This is a genomic window from Streptomyces sp. NPDC059696 (assembly GCF_042733745.1).
Classification (GTDB): Bacteria; Actinomycetota; Actinomycetes; order Streptomycetales; family Streptomycetaceae; genus Streptomyces.
The window spans coordinates 86756-108907 of record NZ_JBHWFG010000019.1 but is presented as its reverse complement, the minus strand read 5'-3'; the positions used below and the strand labels follow the sequence as shown (position 1 = coordinate 108907).

Genomic DNA, 22152 nt, shown 5'->3' with positions numbered 1-22152 from the left:
GTCAGCGCCGCCGTGCCAGTGACAAGGTGCGCCGGGCGGCCGTCACCACCGCCGCGTCGATGAAACGGCCGCCGGGGAGGGCCTGCGCGCCCTGCTCCGCGGCAGCCGCCTTGAGGACCGTCTCCGCCTGTTCGATCTCCGCGTCGGTGGGCAGGTAGGCGCGCTCGATCACCGGGAGCTGGCGGGGGTGGATCGCGGCGCGGCCGAGGAACCCCAGGGCACGGCCGTGCGCGCAGGACGTGGCCAGCCCGTCCAGGTCGCGGATGTCCGGGTGGATGGACTGCGGCGGCGGAGGCAGACCGGCGGCCCGGGCCGCCACGATCACCCGGGAGCGCGACCAGTCGAGGCCGCTGTCGTCGCGAACGCCGAGGTCGGTCCGCAAGTCGACCTCTCCGAGCGCGATGCCGCGCAGGTCGGGGTGGGCGCCGGCGATGGCGTACGCCTGCTCCACGGCCAGGGCCGTCTCCAGGAGGGCGTACAGGCCGGCCCCGGCCGCTCGGCGGGCCACGCGGGTGACGTCGGCGGGTGAGGTGATCTTGGAGAGGCGGAGCCCCGACAGCCCGGGAGCCGGGGCCAGGGCCGCGATGTCGTTCTCGCCCCAGGGGCTGTCCGGGGCGTTGACGCGCACGTGGACCGGAACGGCCGGCGGGTCCGCCAGCAGGTCGGCGGTGGCGGCGCGGGCGTAGGCCTTGCGGTCCGGGGAGACCGCGTCCTCCAGGTCGACGACCACGACGTCGGCCCCGCGGGTGAGGGCCTTCGCGACCACCTCGGGGCGGTCACCGGGGGCGTAGAGCCAGGTGAGCGGGTACGCCGTCACAGGGCCCCCTCCGCGCGCAGCGCCGTGAGGTCGTCCGGGGTCAGGCCCAGTTCGGTGAGGACCTCCTCGGTGTCGGCGCCGTGCGGGCGGCCGGCCCAGCGGATCGCGCCGGGCGTGGCGGAGAGCCGGAAGAGGACGTTCTGCATGCGCAGCGGGCCGAGTTCGGGATCGTCGACGGTGGTGAGGGTGTCCAGGGCCTGGTACTGCGGGTCCGCCATCACGTCGCGGACGTCCTGGACCGGGGCCACCGCCGCCTCGGCCTTCTCGAAGGCGGCCAGGACGTCGTCGCGGGTGCGTGCGGCGATCCAGCCGCCGACCGCCTCGTCCAGGACGTCGGCGTGGCGGGCGCGGTCGGCGCCCGAGCCGAACCAGGGCTCGTCGATCAGTTCCGGGCGGCCGACCAGGTGCATCACGCGTTCCGCGACCGACTGGGCCGAGGTGGACACGGCGACCCAGGTGCCGTCCGCGGTGCGGTAGACACCGCGCGGGGCATTGTTCGGGGAGCGGTTGCCGGTGCGGGGCTGGACGTGGCCGAGCTGGTCGTACCAGAGGGGCTGGGGGCCGAGGGCGGCCAGGATCGGTTCGATCAGGGCCAGGTCGACGACCTGGCCCTCGCCGGTGCGTTCGCGGGCGGCGAGCGCCGTCATCACCGCGTACGCCGTCGTGAGGCCCGCGATGGAGTCGGCGAGGCCGAACGGCGGGAGGGTCGGGGGCGAGTCGGGTTCGCCGGTGATCGCGGCGAAGCCGCTCATCGCCTCGGCCAGGGTGCCGAAGCCGGGCCGGTGGGCGTAGGGGCCGAACTGGCCGAAGCCGGTGACGCGGGCCAGCACCAGACGGGGGTTGACCGCCGACAGCTCCGGCCAGCCGAGGTCCCACTTCTCCAGGGTGCCGGGGCGGAAGTTCTCGATGATCACGTCGGTGCGGGCGGCCAGACGCAGGAGGGTGGCGCGGCCGCCGGGCTTGGACAGATCGAGGGTCATGGTCCGCTTGTTGCGGCCGAGCATCTTCCACCACAGGCCCACGCCGTCCTTCGACGGGCCGTGGCCGCGGGACGGGTCCGGCTTCGCCGGATGCTCGATCTTGACGACGTCGGCGCCGAAGTCGCCGAGCAGGGTGGCGGCCATCGGGCCGGCGAAGAGAGTGGCGAGGTCGAGGACGCGCAGGCCGCTGAGGGGCGCGGACGTCGACGCGGTCGTGGGCGTGGTCATGGGCGGCGGGTCTCCCGGTGTGTGAGGTGGGCGAGGGCGTCGAAGCCGATGCCGTTGAAGTCGCCGATGGAGGTGGCCAGCCGGTTCTTCAGGGGGGCCGTCCAGCGGTCGGGGAGCGCCGCGGGGTGCCCGGCGAGCAGTCCGGCGAGGGAGCCGGCCGTGGCGCCGTTGGAGTCGGTGTCCCAACCGCCGCTGACGGCACGGCGGATCGAGCCCGTGAAGTCGCCGTCGGCGTGGGTGAGGGCGGCGGCGAGCAGAGCGGTGTTGGGGACGGCGTGCACCCAGTGGTGGGTGCTGCCGTGGGCGCGGTGGAGGGCGTCGACCACCGTGTCGAAGTCCTGGTGCCGGTGGGCGAGCCCGACGGCCTCGCGGACGGCCCGGGCGAGGCGGGAGCGGGGCGGCACGACGGTCAGGCCGGTGCGCAGGCAGGCGTGGACGTCGTGGTCGCCGGTCGCGGCCGTCGCGATGGCGGCCGCCGCGAACATCGCGGCGTACACGCCGTTGGCGGTGTGCGTGAGGGTGGCGTCCCGGTGGGCCTGCTCGGCCGCCGCGGCCGGGTCGCCGGGGTTGGTCCAGCCGTGCACGTCGGCGCGGATCAGGGCACCGATCCACTCGCGGAACGGGTTGCGGTGACGGGCGGTGCGCGGGGGCTCCACGCCGGTCAGCAGGTTGCGGTACGCGATCCGTTCGGCGGTGAACGTCCGCCCGGCGGGGAGTTCGTCGAGCCAGGTCCGGGCCAGGTCGGTGGGGGTGAAGGACCTGCCGTGCCGCTGGAGGAGCACGAGGTTGAGCAGGGGGTAGTCGAGGTCGTCGTCCTCGGGCATGCCGTCGATGTTCTCGGCGAGGGAGGTGGCTGCCGAGCGGCGGTTCCAGGGGTGCTGCCGCAGGAGGTCCTCGGGGACGCCCCGGGCGGTGAAGTAGGTGGTGAGGGGCCAGTTGCCGGTGGACCGGGCCAGTCGGCGGATCGCGTCGAGGGGGAGCTTCTCGACCGGTTTGCCGAGGAGGCATCCGGCGGCGCGGCCGAGCCAGGCGGCCTCCAGGGCATGGGGGGTGGTGGCCCTGCTGCCCCCCGGCTCCGGCCAGTCGGGGCAGGAAGCCCGGATCCTGCCCAGGTCCGTGGGTTCGTCGTCCGCCAACGCGCTCGGCAGGTCGGCCAGTTCGTCCAGGAGGTCTTCCGCCAGTTGACGGAGGTAGCGGGACGCCGGGGTGGGGGAGGCGCCCCCGGCGGCCGGGGCGTCGGGGCCGCCCGCCGCTCGCCAGCGGGCCGCGATCGCCTTCGGCTCGCGGCCGTCCAGGACCGCCTGGCGGATCTCGTGGCCGATCAGGTCCTCCGGCTGGACCCAGGTCAGTCGGAGCATTCCGCGCCTCCGAGGGACGCGAAGGCCTGCTCGTGGGCGCGGCGGCGGGACACGTCCCGGCCGAAGATCTCCCGGGCGACGGCGGTGAGGGTGGCTGCAGGCTCCCAGAGGTCCAGGCGGCTCGCCTCCGCGACCGTCTTGGCCCAGTCCTCCGGGGCCGGTGAGCCCAGGGCACCCGCCAGGGCGCCGGCCATCGTGGCGATGGAGTCGCAGTCGCGGCCGTAGTTCACCGCCCCGAGCACCGCGTGCCGGTAGTCGCCCCGTGCCACCACCACCATGCCCAGCGCGACGGGCAGTTCCTCGATCGCGTGCAGACGGGAAGGGCGGCGGGCGCCGAGTGAGGGGGAGCGGTAGTCGGGGCCCACCGTGTCGTAGGGGGCCACGGCCTCGCGCAGCGGGCGCAGGGCCGACTCGAAGTCCGTGTGGCGGGACGCCTCCTCGCAGACCCGCTCGATCGCGGCCCGGGTGCCGTCCTTCGCGAGGGAGAGGCACCGGGCGACGACCGAGTCCGGGGTGGCACCGGGGGTGCACGCCGCCGCCACGGCCGCGGCCAGGACGCCCGCCGCCTCACGGCCGTACGACGACTGGTGCGCGCCGGCGATGTCGAGTGCCTCGGCGTAGGCGGCGCGCGGGTCGGCCGCGTTGACCAGTCCGACGGGGGCCATGTACATCGCCGCCCCGCAGTTGACGATGTTGCCGGTGCCGGCCTCACGCGGGTCGGCGTGGCCGTAGTGGATCCGCGTCACCAGCCATTTCTCCGCCAGGAAGATCCGCTGGAGGGGGAGTGCCTCGGTCTCCAGTTCCGGGATCCAGCGGGGCTCGGTCATCAGGTCCGGGACCAGGTGGTCGGCGATGGCGTAGGCGTCGAGGTGGTCGCGGACCCGGGCGTAGACCCGGACCAGGGCGTGGGTCATCAGGGTGTCGTCGGTGACGTGACCGTCGCCCTTGTGGTAGGGGGCGAGGGGCCGGGCGGTGCGCCAGTCGTCGCCGTGCCAGGGGCCGACGACGCCGTGGACACGGCCGCCGTGGCGTTCGAGGATCTGCTCGGGCGAGTAGCCCTCGACGGGTCCGCCGAGCGCGTCGCCGACCGCGGCTCCGACCAGGGCACCGGTGATCCGCTCGTCCAGCGGGGTGTTTTGGTGGGCTTTGAGTTGCATGGGGGCTTTGGGCTGCATGGCCGCATCATCCACCCGGGCGGGCCGGTTGGACGGCTTCCAGGAGTCCGGCGAGTTCCACGAGGTCCGTGCCGGTCAGGCGGGGCAGGACGCAGCCGGAGAGGGTGCGGCAGGTCTCCCGCCAGGGCCCGGGGATCGACGCGCCGCCGCCCAGGGCGCCGGTGAGGGCGCCGGCCAGGGCCGGGGCGGAGTCCGCGACGCGGGACAGGCAGGCCGCCGCGGGGACGGCCTCCGCGATGCGGCCGCGGGCGGCGGTGGCCAGGGCGAGGGCGACCGGGACCGTCTCGGCGGCGGCGATGCCGTAGCTGTAGACGTGGTCGACGATCTGGTGCTCCAGGGGCGGGACCAGGGCGAACGCGCTGTCCGCGGCGGCGGCGAGCAGCAGGGCCTGCCGGGCGTTGCGGCCGATCTCCGTCTCCTCGGGGAGTTCGGCGAGGGCCGCGGTGACACAGGCGTCCACGGGGGCGCCGGCCAGAGCGAGGGCCAGGGCCGCCGCCATGGCGCGGGCGCCGTGGACGCCGTCGCCGTCCTGGGTGTAGCGGGCGTCGAACTCGGCGAGGTCGGCGGCGCCGCGGGGGTCGCCGGGGTGGGCCACGGCCAGGACGCAGGCGCGTACGCAGGCCGCGTCGTCGAAGTAGTGCGGGTTGTCGTGGCCGGTGGCGGGCGGGCGCAGGCCGGTGGCGAGGTTGCCGAGGCCGGCGCGGACGGAGATGCGGGCGCGCAGGGGGAGGACGGCGGACTCGATCTCGGGGGCGCGGTTCGCCGCGGCGGCGACCTCGGCGGCCAGGGCGTTCCAGGTGAGGTCGATGGCGGCCCGGGTGCGGCGTTCGCGGCTGAGGTCGTCCCGGACGGTGTCGTCGCCGGCGCGCAGGAGGGCTTCGGCGGCGAAGGCCGCCCACTCGGCGTCGTCGGAGGGGCCGAGGCGGAGGGGTTCGGGGGGCTGGTTGAGGGCGATGGGGACGGGGAGGGTGGTGGTGGCGTTCTGTTCGGCGAAGGTGTCGAGTTCGCGGGTGAGGCGGCGGGTCCAGTCGGGCATGCGGGCGGCTCTGTGGCGGGCGGCGGGCCAGCCGGCGGCGTCGCCGGCGGCGAGCCCGAGCAGAAGGCCTTCGGCGCGTCTTGGGGCCTCGGCTTCGTCTTCGGCCCTTTTGTCTCCCGCCCGCGCACGGCCCGTGATAGTCACCCGAGGGGGCCTGGTCTCCCGTGGGGCGGCTTCACCGTCGGCGACTTCCGCTTCGTACGTCGTCATGAGGGAACCTCCGCCGGTGTCAGCAGGTCCGCCACGTCCAGGACGTGGTGGCCGGCCATCGCCGGGAGGCACCTGCCGAGGACCGGGCCGATGGGGGCCGCCCAGGCCCGCGGGATCGCCGACTCGCCGCGGGTCGCACCCGCCAGGGCCCCCGCCACCGCCGCCGTCGTGTCCGCGTCGCGGCCCATGTTCACCGCCGTCAGGACCGACTGCTCGAAGTCGCCGTCGGCCGCCGCGTACGCGCCGAAGGCCAGGGCGACCGCCTCGGGGGCCAGGTCCGTCCAGGGGTAGCCGCCGATGACGACCGCGGTGCGGACCGCGCGTTCGCCGCGGTGGGCGACGGTCACCGCGCGGCGCAGGCTGCGGGCCGTCCAGGAGTCGTCGGGGACCACCGCGAGAGCCGCCGCCACGACCGCGTCCGGCGGCGCGCCGGCCATCGCCGCCGCGACGCCCGCGGCGACGGCCTGGCCGCCGTAGATGCCCTCCCCGTCGTGGCTCACCGAGCCGTCGATCGCGACCAGCCGGGCCGCCTCCGCCGGGCGGCCCGCCGCGAACACCCCGAAGGGTGCCGCCCGCATGGCCAGGCCGTCGCTCCAGGCGTGCCGGTGCTGGGCGGAGATCGGGGCTGCCAGGCCACGGCGGAGGTTCTCCAGGGTGCCGCGTTCGCTGAAACCGGCGCCGCGGAAGGGGCCCTCGTCGCGGTCGGCGATCCACTCGTGCCAGGCCGCTTCCACATGGGCGGGGGTGAGTGCGCCGCCGTGCCGGGCCAGCAGCAGGCCGGAGAAGATCGCGTACTCGGTGTCGTCCGTGCCCGCCGGCCTCTCGGCGACGTACCCCGTGATCCGGCCCCACCGCGCGCGGATCTCGGAGGGCTTCATGTTCTCGGCGGGGGCCCCGAGCGCGTCACCGACGGCCAGGCCCAGCAGTGCGCCCCGTGCCCGTGTGCGGAGCCCGATCGATGCCATGGGGCATGTGTCCCACTCCGGTGACTCCGCCGAGCCTCATGAGCCCCAGCATCACCCGGTCGACATCTGTGCGGGCTCATGATCAAGTGAGCGGAAGAGGGTAAACCCGCAGGTTAGCGCAGCCTTTCCTTGCTGGCGGCGAAGGAATCAAGAGCGTAGTTTCGGCGTTGTAAAACTCTGGAACTTGTCCAAGAGGGCATCCGGGACTGCGGGGAGTGGGGTTCTTTCCATGGCCATCATCGAGACCGAGGCGACGCTGCACGAGGCGCACCGGGACAATCACACGCACCGGGACGTGAACGGCGGCTGGCTGCGTCCCGCGGTGTTCGGCGCGATGGACGGCCTCGTCTCCAACCTCGCTCTGATGACCGGTGTCGCGGGCGGTGCGGTCAGTCAGCACACCGTGATCCTCAGCGGACTCGCGGGCCTGGCCGCCGGTGCCTTCTCCATGGCCGCCGGTGAGTACACCTCCGTCGCCTCCCAGCGCGAACTCGTCGAGGCCGAGCTGGACGTGGAGCGGCGCCAGCTGCGCAAGCACCCGAAGGACGAGGAGGCCGAGCTGGCCGCGCTCTACGAGTCGAGGGGCGTCGAGCCGGGGCTGGCCCGCGAGGTCGCCCGGCAGCTGTCGAAGGACCCCGAGCAGGCGCTGGAGATCCATGCCCGCGAGGAGCTGGGGATCGACCCCGGCGACCTGCCCTCGCCGACCGTGGCCGCGGTGTCGAGCTTCGGTTCCTTCGCGCTGGGCGCGCTGATTCCCGTCGCGCCCTATCTGCTGGGGGCGAGCAGCATGTGGCCGGCCGTGCTGCTGGCGCTGCTGGGGCTCTTCCTGTGCGGCGCGGTCGTGGCCAAGGTGACGGCCCGCAGCTGGTGGTACAGCGGGCTGCGGCAGCTCCTCCTGGGAGGTGCGGCGGCCGGTGTGACGTACGCCCTGGGCACCTTGTTCGGAACGGCCGTAGGATAGCGCGACTCGGACTTATGCAAGGGGCCGCATAAGTAGTCGTTACTCGTTGGTTTCGGGCGTGCGACGACCGGGCATGAGCCGTAAGCGCTGCGGGCAACGACGCCCGTCGCGCACCGCAGCGGGTCGGGCGAAGACGCCTGTCCCGCTCCCCGGGCCGGCGGAAGGCGATCTGACCCGATCGTTTCGTGCGGCCCCTCCATAGCTTCCACTGCTGGTCCGGTACCCCCGCCGTGAACCCGCAGTGTCCGCATGCTGGAACGGATTATCCCGGTTCCCGAGAACCGCTCCATCATGTAACCTGCACGAAATTTTGCGATCACGCGAGGGCCAACGTCGTCCCTCGGCACTTTGCATATGCCACATGACGACGACGGGAGAGCCGATGCGTACGCCGCGCCAGCCGTCCCAGCATTCCGCGAATGGCCAGAACTGGTCGTTCATGGATGCTCGCCCTGCTGCGCAGGGTATGTACGACCCCCGCAACGAGCACGACGCCTGTGGCGTCGGCTTCGTCGCCACCCTCACCGGCGAGGCGTCCCACACCCTGGTCGAGCAGGCTCTGACCGTCCTGCGCAACCTGGAACACCGCGGCGCCACCGGCTCCGAGCCCGACTCCGGTGACGGTGCCGGCATCCTGTCGCAGGTGCCGGACGCCTTCTTCCGCGAGGTGGCCGGATTCGAACTGCCCGGCGCCGGTTCCTACGCCGTCGGCATCGCCTTCCTGCCGGAGGACGCCACCGCCGACGCCGTCTCGCAGATCGAGACGATCGCCGCCGACGAGGGCCTCACCGTCCTCGGCTGGCGCGAGGTGCCGGTCGCTCCCCAGCTGCTGGGTGCCACCGCCCGGTCGACCATGCCGGTCTTCCGCCAGATCTTCGTCGGCGACGGCGTCTCGGAGGGCATCGCCCTCGACCGCAAGGCCTTCGTCCTGCGCAAGCGCGCCGAGCGCGAGGCCGGCGTCTACTTCCCGTCGCTGTCCGCGCGGACCATCGTCTACAAGGGCATGCTGACCACCGGCCAGCTGGAGCCCTTCTTCCCGGACCTGTCCGACCGCCGCTTCGCCTCCGCGATCGCGCTCGTGCACTCCCGGTTCTCGACGAACACGTTCCCGTCGTGGCCGCTGGCCCACCCCTACCGCTTCGTCGCGCACAACGGTGAGATCAACACCGTCAAGGGCAACCGCAACTGGATGGTGGCCCGCGAGTCGCAGCTCGTCTCGGACCTGTTCGGCGGCGACGACAAGGCCATCGACCGGATCTTCCCGGTCTGTACGCCCGACGCCTCCGACTCCGCCTCCTTCGACGAGGTCCTGGAGCTCCTGCACCTGGGCGGCCGCTCCCTGCCCCACTCGGTGCTGATGATGATCCCGGAGGCGTGGGAGAACCACGACTCCATGGACCCGGCCCGGCGTGCCTTCTACCAGTTCCACTCCACGATGATGGAGCCCTGGGACGGCCCGGCCTGCGTCACCTTCACCGACGGCACCCAGGTCGGCGCGGTCCTCGACCGCAACGGCCTGCGCCCCGGCCGCTACTGGGTCACCGACGACGGTCTCGTCGTCCTCGGCTCCGAGGTCGGCGTCCTGGACATCGACCCCTCCAAGGTCGTCCGCAAGGGCCGCCTCCAGCCCGGCCGCATGTTCCTCGTCGACACCGCCGAGCACCGCATCATCGAGGACGACGAGATCAAGGCCCAGCTCGCCGCCGAGAACCCCTACGCGGAGTGGCTCGAAGCCGGCGAGATCGAGCTCGAGGACCTGCCCGAGCGCGAGCACATCGTGCACACGCACGCCTCCGTCACCCGCCGCCAGCAGACCTTCGGCTACACCGAGGAGGAACTGCGCGTCATCCTCGCGCCGATGGCCAAGGCCGGTGCCGAGCCGATCGGTTCGATGGGCACCGACTCGCCGATCGCCGCCCTGTCGGACCGGCCGCGGCTGCTCTTCGACTACTTCACCCAGCTGTTCGCGCAGGTCACCAACCCGCCGCTGGACGCCATCCGCGAGGAACTGGTCACCTCCCTGCGCTCGTCGCTGGGCCCCCAGGGCAACCTCCTCGACCCGAACGCGGCCTCCTGCCGCAGCGTCCTGCTGCCCTTCCCGGTGATCGACAACGACGAGCTGGCCAAGCTCATCCACATCAACGCCGACGGCGACATGCCCGGCTTCAAGGCCGCGACGCTGTCCGGCCTGTACCGGGTGCACGGCGGCGGTGACGCCCTGGCCGCCCGGATCGAGGAGATCTGCGCCGAGGCCGACGCCGCCATCGACAACGGCGCCCGCCTGATCGTCCTGTCGGACCGCCACTCCGACGCCGAGCACGCGCCGATCCCGTCGCTGCTGCTCACCGCTGCCGTCCACCACCACCTCATCCGCACCAAGCAGCGCACCCAGGTGGGCCTGCTGGTCGAGGCCGGTGACGTCCGCGAGGTCCACCACGTCGCCCTGCTCATCGGCTACGGCGCCGCCGCCGTCAACCCGTACCTGGCGATGGAGTCCGTCGAGGACCTGGTCCGCGCCGGCACCTTCCTGCCCGGCATCGAGCCCGAGCAGGCCATCCGCAACCTCATCTACGCCCTCGGCAAGGGCGTGCTGAAGGTCATGTCGAAGATGGGCATCTCGACCGTCGCCTCCTACCGCGGCGCCCAGGTCTTCGAGGCCGTCGGTCTCGACGAGGCCTTCGTCGAGAAGTACTTCAACGGCACGGCCACCAAGATCGGCGGTGTCGGCATCGACGTCGTCGCCAAGGAGGTCGCCGCCCGGCACGCCAAGGCCTACCCGGCCTCCGGCATCGCCCCGGCGCACCGCGCGCTGGAGATAGGCGGCGAGTACCAGTGGCGCCGCGAGGGCGAGCCGCACCTGTTCGACCCCGAGACGGTCTTCCGCCTCCAGCACTCCACGCGCTCCGGCAAGTACGACATCTTCAAGAAGTACACCGAGCGGGTGAACGAGCAGTCCGAGCGGCTGATGACGCTGCGCGGCCTGTTCGGCTTCAAGTCGGACCGGCAGCCGATCTCCATCGACGAGGTCGAGCCCGTCTCCGAGATCGTCAAGCGCTTCTCCACGGGCGCCATGTCGTACGGCTCCATCTCCCAGGAGGCGCACGAGACCCTCGCCATCGCCATGAACCAGCTGGGCGGCAAGTCCAACACCGGTGAGGGCGGCGAGGACCCGGAGCGCCTGTACGACCCGGCGCGCCGGTCGTCCATCAAGCAGGTCGCCTCCGGCCGCTTCGGTGTGACCTCCGAGTACCTGGTCAACTCCGACGACATCCAGATCAAGATGGCCCAGGGCGCCAAGCCCGGCGAGGGCGGCCAGCTGCCCGGCCACAAGGTCTACCCGTGGGTCGCCAAGACGCGGCACTCGACGCCCGGCGTCGGCCTCATCTCGCCGCCCCCGCACCACGACATCTACTCCATCGAGGACCTCGCCCAGCTGATCCACGACCTGAAGAACGCGAACCCGCAGGCGCGGATTCACGTGAAGCTGGTCTCCGAGGTCGGCGTCGGCACCGTCGCCGCGGGTGTGTCCAAGGCCCACGCGGACGTCGTGCTCATCTCCGGCCACGACGGCGGCACGGGCGCCTCGCCGCTCACCTCGCTGAAGCACGCCGGTGGTCCCTGGGAGCTCGGCCTCGCCGAGACCCAGCAGACCCTGCTGCTCAACGGCCTGCGCGACCGCATCGTCGTCCAGACCGACGGCCAGCTGAAGACCGGCCGCGACGTGGTCATCGCCGCGCTGCTCGGCGCCGAGGAGTTCGGCTTCGCGACCGCTCCGCTCGTCGTCTCCGGCTGCGTCATGATGCGCGTCTGCCACCTGGACACCTGCCCGGTCGGCATCGCCACACAGAACCCGGTGCTGCGCGAGCGCTACTCCGGCAAGGCCGAGTACGTCGTGAACTTCTTCCAGTTCATCGCCGAAGAGGTCCGCGAGATCCTCGCCGAGCTGGGCTTCCGCTCCATCGAGGAGGCCGTCGGCCACGCCGAGACCCTCGACGTCACGCGGGCCGTCGACCACTGGAAGGCGCAGGGCCTGGACCTGGAGCCGCTGTTCCACGTGCCCGAGCTGCCCGAGGGCGCGGTCCGCCACCAGCTGATCGCCCAGGACCACGGCCTGGAGAAGGCGCTCGACAACCAGCTGATCAAGCTGGCCTCCGACGCGCTCTCCGCGGCCGGTGCCGCCGACGCCCAGCCGGTGCGCGCCCAGGTGGAGATCCGCAACATCAACCGCACGGTCGGCACCATGCTCGGCCACGAGGTGACGAAGAAGTTCGGCGGTGCGGGCCTGCCCGACGACACCATCGACATCACCTTCACCGGCTCCGCCGGCCAGTCCTTCGGCGCCTTCGTGCCGAGCGGTGTCACGCTCCGCCTGGAGGGCGACGCCAACGACTACGTCGGCAAGGGCCTGTCCGGCGGCCGGATCGTCGTCCGCCCGGACCGCGCGGCCGACCACCTCGCCGAGTACAGCGTCATCGCCGGCAACACCATCGGCTACGGCGCCACCGGCGGCGAGATGTTCCTGCGCGGCAAGGTCGGCGAGCGGTTCTGCGTCCGCAACTCCGGTGCCACGGTCGTCTCCGAGGGCGTGGGCGACCACGGCTGCGAGTACATGACCGGCGGTCACGCGGTGGTCCTCGGCGAGACGGGCCGCAACTTCGCGGCCGGCATGTCCGGCGGTATCGCGTACGTCATCGACCTGGACCGCGACAACGTCAACGTCGGCAACCTGGACGCCGTCGAGCCGCTGGACGACACCGACAAGCAGTGGCTGCACGACGTGGTCCGCCGCCACCAGGAGGAGACCGGCTCCACCGTCGCCGAGAAGCTCCTGGCCGAGTGGGACACCGCCGTCGAGCGGTTCAGCAGGATCATCCCCAGCACCTACAAGGCAGTGCTCGCCGCCAAGGACGCCGCCGAGCGAGCCGGTCTCTCCGAGACCGAGACCCACGAGAAGATGATGGAGGCGGCGATCAATGGCTGACCCGAAGGGCTTCCTGAACCACGGGCGCGAGCTCGCCAAGTCCCGCCCCGTCGAGGAGCGCGTCAAGGACTGGAACGAGGTCTACGTCCCCGGCTCGCTGCTGCCCATCATCAGCAAGCAGGCCAGCCGGTGCATGGACTGCGGCATCCCGTTCTGCCACAACGGCTGCCCGCTCGGGAACCTGATCCCCGAGTGGAACGACTACGCCTACCGCGAGGACTGGGCGGCGGCCTCGGAGCGTCTGCACGCGACGAACAACTTCCCGGAGTTCACCGGCCGCCTGTGCCCCGCTCCCTGTGAGTCGGCGTGTGTGCTCGGCATCAACCAGCCGCCGGTCACCATCAAGAACGTCGAGGTCTCGATCATCGACAAGGCGTGGGAGACCGGGGACGTCGCCCCGCAGATCCCCGAGCGCCTGTCCGGCAAGACCGTCGCCGTCGTCGGCTCGGGCCCGGCGGGTCTCGCCGCCGCCCAGCAGCTGACCCGCGCCGGCCACACCGTCGCCGTCTACGAGCGCGCGGACCGCATCGGAGGCCTCCTCCGCTACGGCATCCCCGAGTTCAAGATGGAGAAGCGGCACATCAACCGCCGCATCGAGCAGATGCGCGCGGAGGGCACCCGCTTCCGCACGGGCATCGAGATCGGCCGCGACCTGAAGGCCACGGACCTGAAGAAGCGCTACGACGCGGTCGTCCTGGCCGTCGGCGCCACCACGGCCCGCGACCTGCCGGTGCCCGGCCGCGAACTCAAGGGCATCTACCAGGCCATGGAGTACCTGCCGCTGGCCAACAAGGTGCAGGAGGGCGACTTCGTGGCGCCCCCCATCTCGGCCGAGGGCAAGCACGTCGTGGTCATCGGCGGCGGCGACACCGGCGCGGACTGCGTGGGCACCGCCCACCGCCAGGGCGCGGCCTCCGTCACGCAGCTGGAGATCATGCCCCGCCCGGGCGAGGAGCGGCACCCGGTCAACCAGCCCTGGCCGACCTTCCCCATGCTGTACAAGGTCACCTCGGCCCACGAGGAGGGCGGCGAGCGGGTCTACTCCGTCTCCACGACCCACTTCGAGGGCGACGAGGACGGCAACGTCCAGTGGCTGCACCTCACCGAGGTGGAGTTCATCGACGGCAAGCTGACCCCGAAGCCGGGCTCCGAGCGCAAGATCCCCGCCCAGCTGGTCACCCTCGCCATGGGCTTCACCGGCACCGACCGGGACAACGGCCTGGTCGAGCAGTTCGGCCTGGAGCTCGACGAGCGCGGCAACATCGCCCGCGACGCCGACTTCCGGACCAACGTGCCGGGCGTCTTCGTCGCCGGTGACGCCGGCCGCGGCCAGTCGCTCATCGTGTGGGCCATCGCCGAGGGCCGCTCGGCGGCGCGCGGAGTCGACCGTGCTCTCGCGGGCACGAGCGACCTGCCGGCACCGATCCGTCCGACGGACCGCGCGCTGATGGTCTGACGGTTCATCCCGAAAACGTCCCGTACAAAGGCGTACGGAACACTGACGGCGCCTGCCCCCCAGTCCCCGACCGGACGCCCGGGCAGGCGCCGTCGCACATCCTCGGCCGGTCCCGTCGCCGTGCGCGTCCGGCCCACCCCTGGATGCCGCGGGCCGTGGTCGGCGGCGAGGGCGTCGCGGCCCTGGCCGCCCTCCCACGATCCCCAACTGCTCGGCCCGGCCGACCTGGTGCGCGAACCGAGCGGCACAGGGGGCGTCGAGGAGTGAGATGATTCCGGCCATGGCCGCGATCAGTCTGAGCAAGGTCCAGGAGACCGCCCCCGCGCTGGTGAACCTCTACAAGCACGCCGGGGTGTCCCTCGCGAAGCACGGGCTGGACGGGCTGCGGGCCGCGGTCTACCTCGTCATCGACTACTCCGGGTCGATGAAGCCGTACTACAAGGACGGCAGTGTGCAGGCGCTGGCCGACCGGGTGCTCGGGCTGTCGGCGCACCTCGACGACGACGGCAGCGTGCCCGTGGTGTTCTTCTCCACCGACGTCGACGCCGAGACCGAGATCGCCCTGGCCGGGCACGAGGGGCGCGTCGAGCGGATCGCGGCCGGCCTCGGGCACATGGGGAAGACCAGCTACCACCTGGCGATGGACGCCGTGATCGACCACTACCTCGACAGCGGCGCCACGGCACCCGCCCTGGTGGTGTTCCAGACCGACGGCGGGCCGATCAACAAGCTCGCCGCCGAACGCTATCTGTGCAAGGCGGCCGGGCTGCCGCTGTTCTGGCAGTTCATCGGGTTCGGCGACCCCCACAGCAAGCAGTTCGACTTCCTGCGCAAGCTGGACGAACTGGCCGTGCCCGCCAAGCGGGTCGTCGACAACGCCGGGTTCTTCCACGCCGGGCAGGACCCGCGGAAGGTGCCGGACGCCGAGCTGTACGACCAGCTGGTGGGCGAGTTCCCGAAATGGCTCGTGGCCGCCCGGGCGCAGGGCATCGTCAGGGACCCCGGCCGCCGCTGACCGGCCTTCGCCCCCCTGGCCCAACCGGCCCGCCCCTTGGCCCACCCCCCGTTTGCAGGGCCGCGCCGCCGTGCCACGCTGGGAAGGATCCGACGGGGAGGCGACGACGTATGGGCGACGACGGCGCACGACGGGTGGACGGCGGCGCACGACGGGCCTACGGGACGGACTCCGCCCGGCGGAGGCCTCCCGCCGGCACGGGGGAGAAGCTCGCCGACTGGGCGGACGGGCGGCTCGGGCTCCTCACCCTGGCCAAGGCCAACATGCGCAAGGTCTTCCCGGACCACTGGTCCTTCATGCTGGGCGAGGTCACCCTCTACAGCTTCGTCGTGCTGATCCTCACCGGCGTCTACCTCACCCTGTTCTTCGAACCCAGCATGCAGGAGGTCGTCTACCACGGCTCCTACACGGACCTCAACGGCGTCCTCATGAGCAGGGCGTTCGAGTCCACGCTGGACATCAGCTTCGACGTGCGCGGCGGGCTGCTCATCCGGCAGATCCACCACTGGGCGGCGCTGGTCTTCATCACCGGCATGCTGGTGCACATGATGCGGGTGTTCTTCACCGGCGCCTTCCGCAAGCCCCGCGAGCTGAACTGGCTCTTCGGCTGGACCCTGCTGATGCTCGGCATCATCACCGGCCTCACCGGCTACTCCCTCCCCGACGACCTGCTGTCCGGCACCGGCATCCGCTTCGCCCAGGGCGCCATCCTGTCCATCCCGATCGTCGGGACGTACCTGTCGTTCTTCCTGTTCGGCGGTCAGTTCCCGGGCGACGACATCATCTCGCGGCTCTATCCCGTCCACATCCTGCTGCTGCCCGGGATCATGCTGGGCCTGGTCACCGCCCATCTGATCCTGGTCTTCTACCACAAACACACCCAGTTCCCGGGCCCCGGACGCGAGGAGCGGTCGGTCGTCGGCATGCCGTTCCTGCCGGTCTACATGGCCAAGGCCGGCGGCTTCTTCTTCCTCGTCTTCGGCGTGCTGGCGGTGATGGGCGCGGTCGCCCAGATCAACCCCGTGTGGGCCTTCGGCCCCTACCGCCCGGACCTGGTCACCACCGGCGCCCAGCCCGACTGGTACCTCGGCTTCTCCGAAGGCCTGATCCGGGTGATGCCGGGATGGGAGATCAACCTCTGGGGGCACACGCTCGTCCTCGGCGTGTTCATCCCCTTCTCGCTCTTCCCGCTGATCCTGCTCGCCCTCGGCCTCTACCCCTTCCTCGAAGCGTGGGTCACCGGCGACCGACGCGAGCACCACATCCTGGACCGGCCGCGCAACGCCCCCGTGCGCACCGGCCTCGGCGTGGCCTGGCTGACCCTGTACGCGGTGCTGCTGATCGGCGGCGGCAACGACATCGTCGCCACCCATCTGCACCTGTCCATCAACGTCATCACCTGGTTCGTGCGGATCGGCGTCTTCGTGCTGCCGGTCGCCGCATTCATCGTCACCAAGAAGATCTGCATGGGCCTGCAGCGCCGCGACCGCGCCAAAGTGCTGCACGGCAGGGAGACCGGCACCATCAAACGGCTGCCCACCGGCGAGTACGTCGAGGTCCACGAGCCCCTCACCCAGGCCGAACTGTTCACCCTCACCCAGCACGAACAGCTGCCGCCCCACGAGACCGGGCCCGAGGTCGACGCGGCGGGCGTCCGCCGCAGGATCAAACGGTCCGAACGGCTGCGCGCCCGGCTCGCGAAGGCCATGTACGGACCCGACGCCCGCATCGAGAAGCCGACCGTGGAGCAGTACCGGGAGATCACCAGCGGCGACCACCCCCACTGACAGCCGGGACCCGGCACGCGCCCCACAACGCTACGTGTCGCACTCCAGCACGCTCCGGCACAGCGCACACCGCGCCCGGACCCGCCCCCGCACCGGCACCCTGATCCGCTGGTGGCACGTGGGGCAGGGGAACGACACCCGCAGCCGCCCGCCCCCGTCGGGGGAGAACACGTACCGCACCCCCGGCTGCGGCGGATCCCCCGGCGCGTGCCGCCGGTCCCGGGCGTACCGCCGCCGCCCCGCCCACCCCGCCGCCGTCAGCGGAGGCTCCTGCCCGTCACGGCGGGCCAGCTCCCTGCCCTTCACATACGCCGAGTACGCCTGCGCGCTGGTGAACCACACCGAGGGATCCTCACCGAACAGCAGCGCCCGCTTGGCCAGCACGTACCCGAACTCCTCCGGCGTGAGATACCCCAGCTTCTGCGAGGACGCCCCGTCCTCCCGGAACGCGTCCAGCAGCAGCCACCCCGCCCCCAGATACGTCGTCGCGGTGTCCGTCAGGATCTCGTTGTCCCGCACACCCGGGAACGACAGGCCGAGCCGATGCAGGTACACGTGCGTCACCTCGTGCGCCAGGGCCGCGCCGATGTCCCGGCGGTGCGTACGGAACCGGTCGTTCAGCTCCACGAAGTACTCCGGCCCGGCCGTCAGCTCCACGTTCGCCGCGTACCGCATCTCCCGGAAGCTCACGATCAGCCGGGCGTCCGGCAGCCGGTAGTGCCGCACCAGCTCGTGCGCCACCCGCTGCGCCCCCAGATACAGGTCGTCGGTGTCGCAGAACGCCACGTCGACGGGGAGCACACTGGTCTCGAACGTCCGGACGGTGTCGTACGACAGACGCCTGTACAACGCCGTGATGGCCGCCCGCACCGTCTCCAGATGCGGGTACCCGTGCTCGACCGGCCCGTCGTTCGCCACGCCTCACCCCCAAGACGCCCCTGAACCCGGTTCCACTGTACGAGGACCCACCCCGTCGCGGACGGGCCCCGGCACCGCGAAAACCGGTCGCCGCCGCCCCCGCCGCTCCGGCACACTCCGGGCCGTGACCAGCGAACAGCACACCCCCGCCGGCACGCTCCGGGTCGGCGGCCGGGACGACGACCTCGAACAGCGGCTCGACGAGGAACTGACCGCCTTCAACACCGCCGCCGGCGGGGCCGCCACCGAGCCCCTCTCCGTCTCCGTCACCGACGACAACGGCGACCTGGTCGGCGGGCTCACCGCCTGGACCTGGGGCACCCTGTGCTCCGTGGACCTGCTGTGGGTGCGCGAGGACCGGCGGCACCGCGGCTGGGGCGGCCGCATCATGCGCGCGGCGCAGGACGAGGCCGCCCGGCGCGGCTGCACCGACATGATCGTCTCCACGTACAGCTTCCAGGCGCCCGGCTTCTACCCCCGGCTCGGCTTCCGCGAACGAGCCCGTATCGGGGGCGTCCCCGGCGGCCACCAGGACGTCTGCTTCCACCGGCAGCTCACCCCGCCGAAGGATGAGACGGCCCTCGGCGGCCCGGCGTGATCCCCGTAGGCTGACGCCCCATGACCACCAGCAACACCGGTTCCCCCGACGTCGACCCCGCCGTCCGCGCAGAGCTCAGCCGGCTGCGCGACAGCATCGACAACATCGACGCGGCCGTCGTCCACATGCTCGCCGAGCGCTTCAAGTGCACCCAGCAGGTCGGACACCTCAAGGCCCAGCACCAGCTGCCGCCCGCCGACCCGGCCCGCGAGGCCCGCCAGATCGCCCGGCTGCGCGCCCTCGCCGAGAACGCCAAACTCGACCCGGCCTTCGCCGAGAAGTTCCTGAACTTCATCGTCGCCGAAGTCATCCGCCACCACGAGCGCATCGCGGACGAGGCGCTCAACGGCGCCGCCCCAGGCGGCAACTGACCTCGCGCGCGCCCCGGGGGAGTGACACGGCGGCCCGCTCGGGGCATGCTGCGCTGTACACAGCATGTCAGCTGACGAGCACTGCGCGTCAGTGTCCCGGACTACTCTGGACCTCCACGAGGGAGGGGCGTCGGGCCATGCCGTCGGATACCAGGATCCTCATCGTCGACGACCACGAGGACACGCTGTACGCGCTCGAAAGCGCCCTGGCCCCGCTGGGCTACCTGCTCGGCCGGGCCACCAGCGGCGACGAGGCACTCAAACAGGTGCTGCGCGGCCAGGTCGGCCTGCTGCTGCTCGACGTGCGCATGCCCGGCGTCAGCGGCCTCGAGGTCGTGCGCTACATGCGGCGCGTGGAGCAGACCCAGCACATCCCCGTGATCCTGCTCACCGGCTTCGGAGCCGACCACGAACTGACCACCGCCGCCTTCCGGCTCGGCGTCGCCGACCTGGTCCTGAAACCCGTCGACCCCTGGGCCCTGCGCACCAAGGTCCGCTACCTCTACGACGCCCACCGGCGCCGGCTCGCCCTGGAGCGGGAGGTGCACCGCCTGCGCGCCCTCGTGGGAGAGCACACCGGGACCGCCGCACCCCCCGCGCGCCCCGCACTGCCGCACCCCGACGCGCGCGTGCCGACGCAGCGGCCCATGGGGGCGCACGCCGGGGAGCTCGAAAAGGACCGCACCTAGACCGGACATCGGGGACGTACCGATCCGCCTCTGTGCCTGCCCGACGGCATCAGGCAGCATGTCACGCATGTCCGTACTGACGCGCGACGAAGCGCAGACCCGAGCAGAGCTCCTCGACGTCCACCGCTACACGATCGAACTCGACCTGACCGGCGGAGACGAGACCTTCGACTCCCGCACCCTGATCAGGTTCGCTGCCCGCGTGGACGGGGACACCTTCGTCGAGCTCAAGCCCGCCGAGCTGCGCTCCGTCACCCTGGACGGACACCCCCTCGACCCCGAGGCCCTGGACGGCAACCGGCTCGCCCTGCCGCACCTGACCGCCGGCGAGCACGAACTGCGCGTGGACGCCCGGATGCGCTACTCCCGCACCGGTGAGGGCATGCACCGCTTCACCGACCCCACCGACGGCGAGACCTACGTCTACACCCAGCTGTTCATGGAGGACGTCCAGCGCGTCTTCGCCGCCTTCGACCAGCCCGACCTGAAGGCCGTCTTCGACCTGTCGGTGAAGGCCCCGCAGCACTGGACCGTCCTCGCCAACGGCATCACCGAACAGACCGACGGCGTATGGACGGCGGCCCCCACCCCGCTCATCTCCACCTACCTGGTCGCCGTCGCCGCGGGCCCCTGGCACTCCGTGCGCACCGAGCACCGCGGCCTGCCCTTCGGCCTGCACTGCCGCCGCTCCCTCGCCCCCTACCTGGACGCAGACGCCGACGAACTCCTCGACATCACCCGCGCCTGCTTCGACCGCTACCACGAGAAGTTCGACGAGCCCTACCCGTTCGACTCCTACGACCAGGCCTTCGTCCCCGAGTTCAACGCCGGCGCCATGGAGAACCCGGGCCTGGTCACGTTCCGCGACGAGTTCGTCTACCGCTCGGCCGTCACCGACACCGAACGCCAGACCCGCGCGATGGTCATCGCCCACGAGATGGCGCACATGTGGTTCGGCGACCTCGTCACCCTCAAGTGGTGGGACGACATCTGGCTGAACGAGTCCTTCGCCGAGTACATGGGCTACCAGACCCTCACCGAAGCCACCCGCTTCTCCGACACCTGGACCGACTTCGGCGTCACCCGCAAGTCCTGGGGCTACGACGCCGACCAGCGCCCCTCCACCCACCCCGTCGCCCCCGAGGCCGTCGACGACACCGCCTCCGCGCTGCTCAACTTCGACGGCATCTCCTACGCCAAGGGCGCCAGCGCGCTGCGCCAACTCGTCGCCTGGCTCGGCGAGAAGGACTTCCTCGCCGGCATCAACACCCACTTCGCCCGGCACAAGTTCTCCAACGCCACCCTCGCCGACTTCATCGACAACCTCGCCGACGCCACCGACCGGGACGTCCACGCCTGGGCCGACGCCTGGCTGCGCACCACCGGCGTCGACACCCTCACCCCGCGCGTCGCCCCCGGCGAGCACGGCACCTGCGCCCTCACCGTCGACCGCACCGGCAGCCGCCCCCACCGCATCGCGGTCGGCCTCTACGACCGGGACCTCGGCGACGACGGCGGCCAGCTCGTCCTGCGCGAACGCCGCCACCTCGACCTCCCGCAGAGCGACGCCCACCCCATCGGCAAGCGGCCCGCCCTGCTCCTCCTCAACGACGGCGACCTCACCTACGCCAAGGTCCGCTTCGACCCCGAGTCCTTCGAGACCGTCCGCAAGGACCTGTCCGGCCTGCCCGAGCCGCTGACCCGCGCCGTCGTCTGGAACGCCCTCCGGGACGCCGTCCGCGACGGCGAACTCGCCCCCCACGCCTACCTCGAGACCGCCCGCGCCCACCTCCCGCTGGAGACGGACCTCGCCATCGTCCAAGGCGTGCTCGCCTTCGCCACCACGTACGTCGCCGACCGCTACCTCGCCCCCGAGGAACGGCCCGCCGCCCTCGCGACCCTCTCCGACCTGTGCCGCGACCTCATCCGCCGCACCGAGGACGGCGACAACCCCGGGCTGCGCCTGATCGCCGTACGCCACCGCATCGACGTGGCCGCCCACCCCGACACCATCGCCGCCTGGCTCGCCGACGGCACCGTCCCCGGCGGCCCCGAACTCGACCCCGAGCTGCGCTGGCGCGTGCTCGCCCGGCTCGCCGCCCTCGGCGCGACCGACGAGACCGCCATCGCCGCCGAACTGGAACGCGACCCGAGCGCCACCGGCCAGGAGGGCGCCGCCCGCTGCCGGGCCGCGCTGCCCGACCCGGACGCCAAGACCCGCGCCTGGGAGGCCATGTTCGGCTCCGACGAGCTGTCCAACTACCTCTTCACCGCCACCGCACGCGGCTTCTGGCAGCCCGAGCAGGCCGACCTGGTGCGCGAGTACGTCGCCCGCTACTTCGCCGACGCGGTCGCCGTCGCCGACCGCCGCGGCCCGGCCATCGCCGACGCCGCGGGCCGCTGGGCCTTCCCCGCCCACGCCGTCGACGCCGACACCCTCCGCCTCGGCGAGGAATGCCTGCGCGACGCCGCCCCGATCCCGGCGCTGCGCCGCAAACTGGTGGACCAACTGGACGACCTCGCGAGGGCGTTGCGGGTACAGCGGGGTGACGCCGACTAGCCCCGGCGGGAAACCGGCCGACGCCGCCCTGGGATACCCGACCGGCG

At 72.2% G+C, this 22152-nt stretch carries 16 protein-coding genes; 9 read left to right on the top strand and 7 right to left on the bottom strand.

Going from position 1 to position 22152, the window contains the following annotated elements; genetic code table 11:
- Position 1 precedes the first annotated feature (1 nt).
- The 6 genes from ACFV20_RS21770 to ACFV20_RS21745 are packed head-to-tail and all read right to left on the bottom strand — an operon-like array spanning position 2 to position 6769.
- Positions 2 to 817: an HpcH/HpaI aldolase/citrate lyase family protein gene (locus ACFV20_RS21770; RefSeq protein ID WP_385658815.1), complete on the bottom strand. Its 816-nt coding sequence runs from the start codon at positions 815 to 817 to the stop codon at positions 2 to 4.
- Positions 814 to 2025, bottom strand: coding sequence for a CaiB/BaiF CoA transferase family protein (locus ACFV20_RS21765; protein ID WP_385658814.1), 1212 nt, complete (start codon positions 2023 to 2025; stop codon positions 814 to 816). Before ACFV20_RS21765 ends, ACFV20_RS21770 begins: the two co-directional genes overlap by 4 nt.
- A complete protein-coding gene (locus ACFV20_RS21760) occupies positions 2022 to 3383 on the bottom strand; it encodes an ADP-ribosylglycohydrolase family protein (protein ID WP_385658813.1) in 1362 nt (453 codons plus the stop codon). The genes ACFV20_RS21765 and ACFV20_RS21760 overlap by 4 nt, the downstream gene beginning before the upstream one ends.
- Positions 3371 to 4558: an ADP-ribosylglycohydrolase family protein gene (locus tag ACFV20_RS21755; protein ID WP_385658811.1), complete on the bottom strand. Its 1188-nt coding sequence runs from the start codon at positions 4556 to 4558 to the stop codon at positions 3371 to 3373. The genes ACFV20_RS21760 and ACFV20_RS21755 overlap by 13 nt, the downstream gene beginning before the upstream one ends.
- 7 nt (positions 4559 to 4565) lie before the next feature.
- Positions 4566 to 5804: an ADP-ribosylglycohydrolase family protein gene (locus ACFV20_RS21750; RefSeq protein WP_385658809.1), complete on the bottom strand. Its 1239-nt coding sequence runs from the start codon at positions 5802 to 5804 to the stop codon at positions 4566 to 4568.
- Positions 5801 to 6769, bottom strand: a complete 969-nt coding sequence (locus ACFV20_RS21745) for an ADP-ribosylglycohydrolase family protein (protein WP_385658807.1) — start codon at positions 6767 to 6769, stop codon at positions 5801 to 5803. Before ACFV20_RS21745 ends, ACFV20_RS21750 begins: the two co-directional genes overlap by 4 nt.
- A 229-nt stretch (positions 6770 to 6998) precedes the next feature.
- On the opposite strand from ACFV20_RS21745, the gene ACFV20_RS21740 reads away from it, so the two are divergent.
- The 5 genes from ACFV20_RS21740 (at position 6999) to ACFV20_RS21720 (ending at position 16969) form a co-directional block, all read left to right on the top strand.
- Complete coding sequence (locus ACFV20_RS21740; protein ID WP_385658806.1) at positions 6999 to 7730, top strand: VIT1/CCC1 transporter family protein; 732 nt, start codon at positions 6999 to 7001, stop codon at positions 7728 to 7730.
- 382 nt (positions 7731 to 8112) lie between these two features.
- The gene (gene gltB, locus ACFV20_RS21735) at positions 8113 to 12711 is read left to right on the top strand and encodes a glutamate synthase large subunit (protein ID WP_385658894.1); all 4599 of its coding nucleotides are present in this window, start codon (positions 8113 to 8115) and stop codon (positions 12709 to 12711) included.
- The gene (locus tag ACFV20_RS21730) at positions 12704 to 14167 is read left to right on the top strand and encodes a glutamate synthase subunit beta (RefSeq protein WP_385658804.1); all 1464 of its coding nucleotides are present in this window, start codon (positions 12704 to 12706) and stop codon (positions 14165 to 14167) included. The genes gltB and ACFV20_RS21730 overlap by 8 nt, the downstream gene beginning before the upstream one ends.
- 280 nt (positions 14168 to 14447) lie before the next feature.
- The gene (locus ACFV20_RS21725) at positions 14448 to 15182 is read left to right on the top strand and encodes a vWA domain-containing protein (protein WP_385658802.1); all 735 of its coding nucleotides are present in this window, start codon (positions 14448 to 14450) and stop codon (positions 15180 to 15182) included.
- Positions 15183 to 15292: 110 nt separating this feature from the next.
- Entirely contained in the window at positions 15293 to 16969 is a 1677-nt protein-coding gene (locus ACFV20_RS21720; protein WP_385658800.1) for a cytochrome bc complex cytochrome b subunit, read from the top strand.
- Between the two features lie 30 nt (positions 16970 to 16999).
- On the opposite strand, the gene ACFV20_RS21715 is transcribed toward ACFV20_RS21720, so the two are convergent.
- Positions 17000 to 17887 carry a hypothetical protein gene (locus tag ACFV20_RS21715; RefSeq protein ID WP_385658798.1) on the bottom strand — a complete coding sequence of 296 codons (888 nt, stop codon included), beginning with the start codon at positions 17885 to 17887 and terminating at the stop codon, positions 17000 to 17002.
- Between the two features lie 124 nt (positions 17888 to 18011).
- On the opposite strand from ACFV20_RS21715, the gene ACFV20_RS21710 reads away from it, so the two are divergent.
- From ACFV20_RS21710 to pepN, 4 genes are all read left to right on the top strand, one after another.
- Positions 18012 to 18485, top strand: a complete 474-nt coding sequence (locus tag ACFV20_RS21710) for a GNAT family N-acetyltransferase (protein ID WP_385658796.1) — start codon at positions 18012 to 18014, stop codon at positions 18483 to 18485.
- A 20-nt stretch (positions 18486 to 18505) separates the two neighbouring features.
- Positions 18506 to 18856, top strand: a complete 351-nt coding sequence (locus tag ACFV20_RS21705; protein WP_385658794.1) for a chorismate mutase — start codon at positions 18506 to 18508, stop codon at positions 18854 to 18856.
- Between the two features lie 137 nt (positions 18857 to 18993).
- Positions 18994 to 19545, top strand: a complete 552-nt coding sequence (locus ACFV20_RS21700) for a two-component system response regulator (protein WP_385658793.1) — start codon at positions 18994 to 18996, stop codon at positions 19543 to 19545.
- A 67-nt stretch (positions 19546 to 19612) separates the two neighbouring features.
- Positions 19613 to 22105, top strand: coding sequence for an aminopeptidase N (gene pepN, locus ACFV20_RS21695; RefSeq protein WP_385658791.1), 2493 nt, complete (start codon positions 19613 to 19615; stop codon positions 22103 to 22105).
- Positions 22106 to 22152: the final 47 nt, after the last annotated feature.

Excerpts from the sequence above, each read along its gene's own strand:
- ACFV20_RS21765 (WP_385658814.1), bottom strand. The coding sequence starts at position 2,025 with ATGACCACGCCCACGACCGCGTCGACGTCCGCGCCCCTCAGCGGCCTG.
- ACFV20_RS21760 (WP_385658813.1), bottom strand. The coding sequence starts at position 3,383 with ATGCTCCGACTGACCTGGGTCCAGCCGGAGGACCTGATCGGCCACGAG.
- ACFV20_RS21755 (WP_385658811.1), bottom strand. The coding sequence starts at position 4,558 with ATGCAGCCCAAAGCCCCCATGCAACTCAAAGCCCACCAAAACACCCCG.
- ACFV20_RS21750 (WP_385658809.1), bottom strand. The coding sequence starts at position 5,804 with ATGACGACGTACGAAGCGGAAGTCGCCGACGGTGAAGCCGCCCCACGG.
- ACFV20_RS21745 (WP_385658807.1), bottom strand. The coding sequence starts at position 6,769 with ATGGCATCGATCGGGCTCCGCACACGGGCACGGGGCGCACTGCTGGGC.
- ACFV20_RS21740 (WP_385658806.1), top strand. The coding sequence starts at position 6,999 with ATGGCCATCATCGAGACCGAGGCGACGCTGCACGAGGCGCACCGGGAC.
- gltB (WP_385658894.1), top strand. The coding sequence starts at position 8,113 with ATGCGTACGCCGCGCCAGCCGTCCCAGCATTCCGCGAATGGCCAGAAC.
- ACFV20_RS21730 (WP_385658804.1), top strand. The coding sequence starts at position 12,704 with ATGGCTGACCCGAAGGGCTTCCTGAACCACGGGCGCGAGCTCGCCAAG.
- ACFV20_RS21725 (WP_385658802.1), top strand. The coding sequence starts at position 14,448 with ATGGCCGCGATCAGTCTGAGCAAGGTCCAGGAGACCGCCCCCGCGCTG.
- ACFV20_RS21720 (WP_385658800.1), top strand. The coding sequence starts at position 15,293 with ATGGGCGACGACGGCGCACGACGGGTGGACGGCGGCGCACGACGGGCC.
- ACFV20_RS21705 (WP_385658794.1), top strand. The coding sequence starts at position 18,506 with ATGACCACCAGCAACACCGGTTCCCCCGACGTCGACCCCGCCGTCCGC.
- ACFV20_RS21700 (WP_385658793.1), top strand. The coding sequence starts at position 18,994 with ATGCCGTCGGATACCAGGATCCTCATCGTCGACGACCACGAGGACACG.
- pepN (WP_385658791.1), top strand. The coding sequence starts at position 19,613 with ATGTCCGTACTGACGCGCGACGAAGCGCAGACCCGAGCAGAGCTCCTC.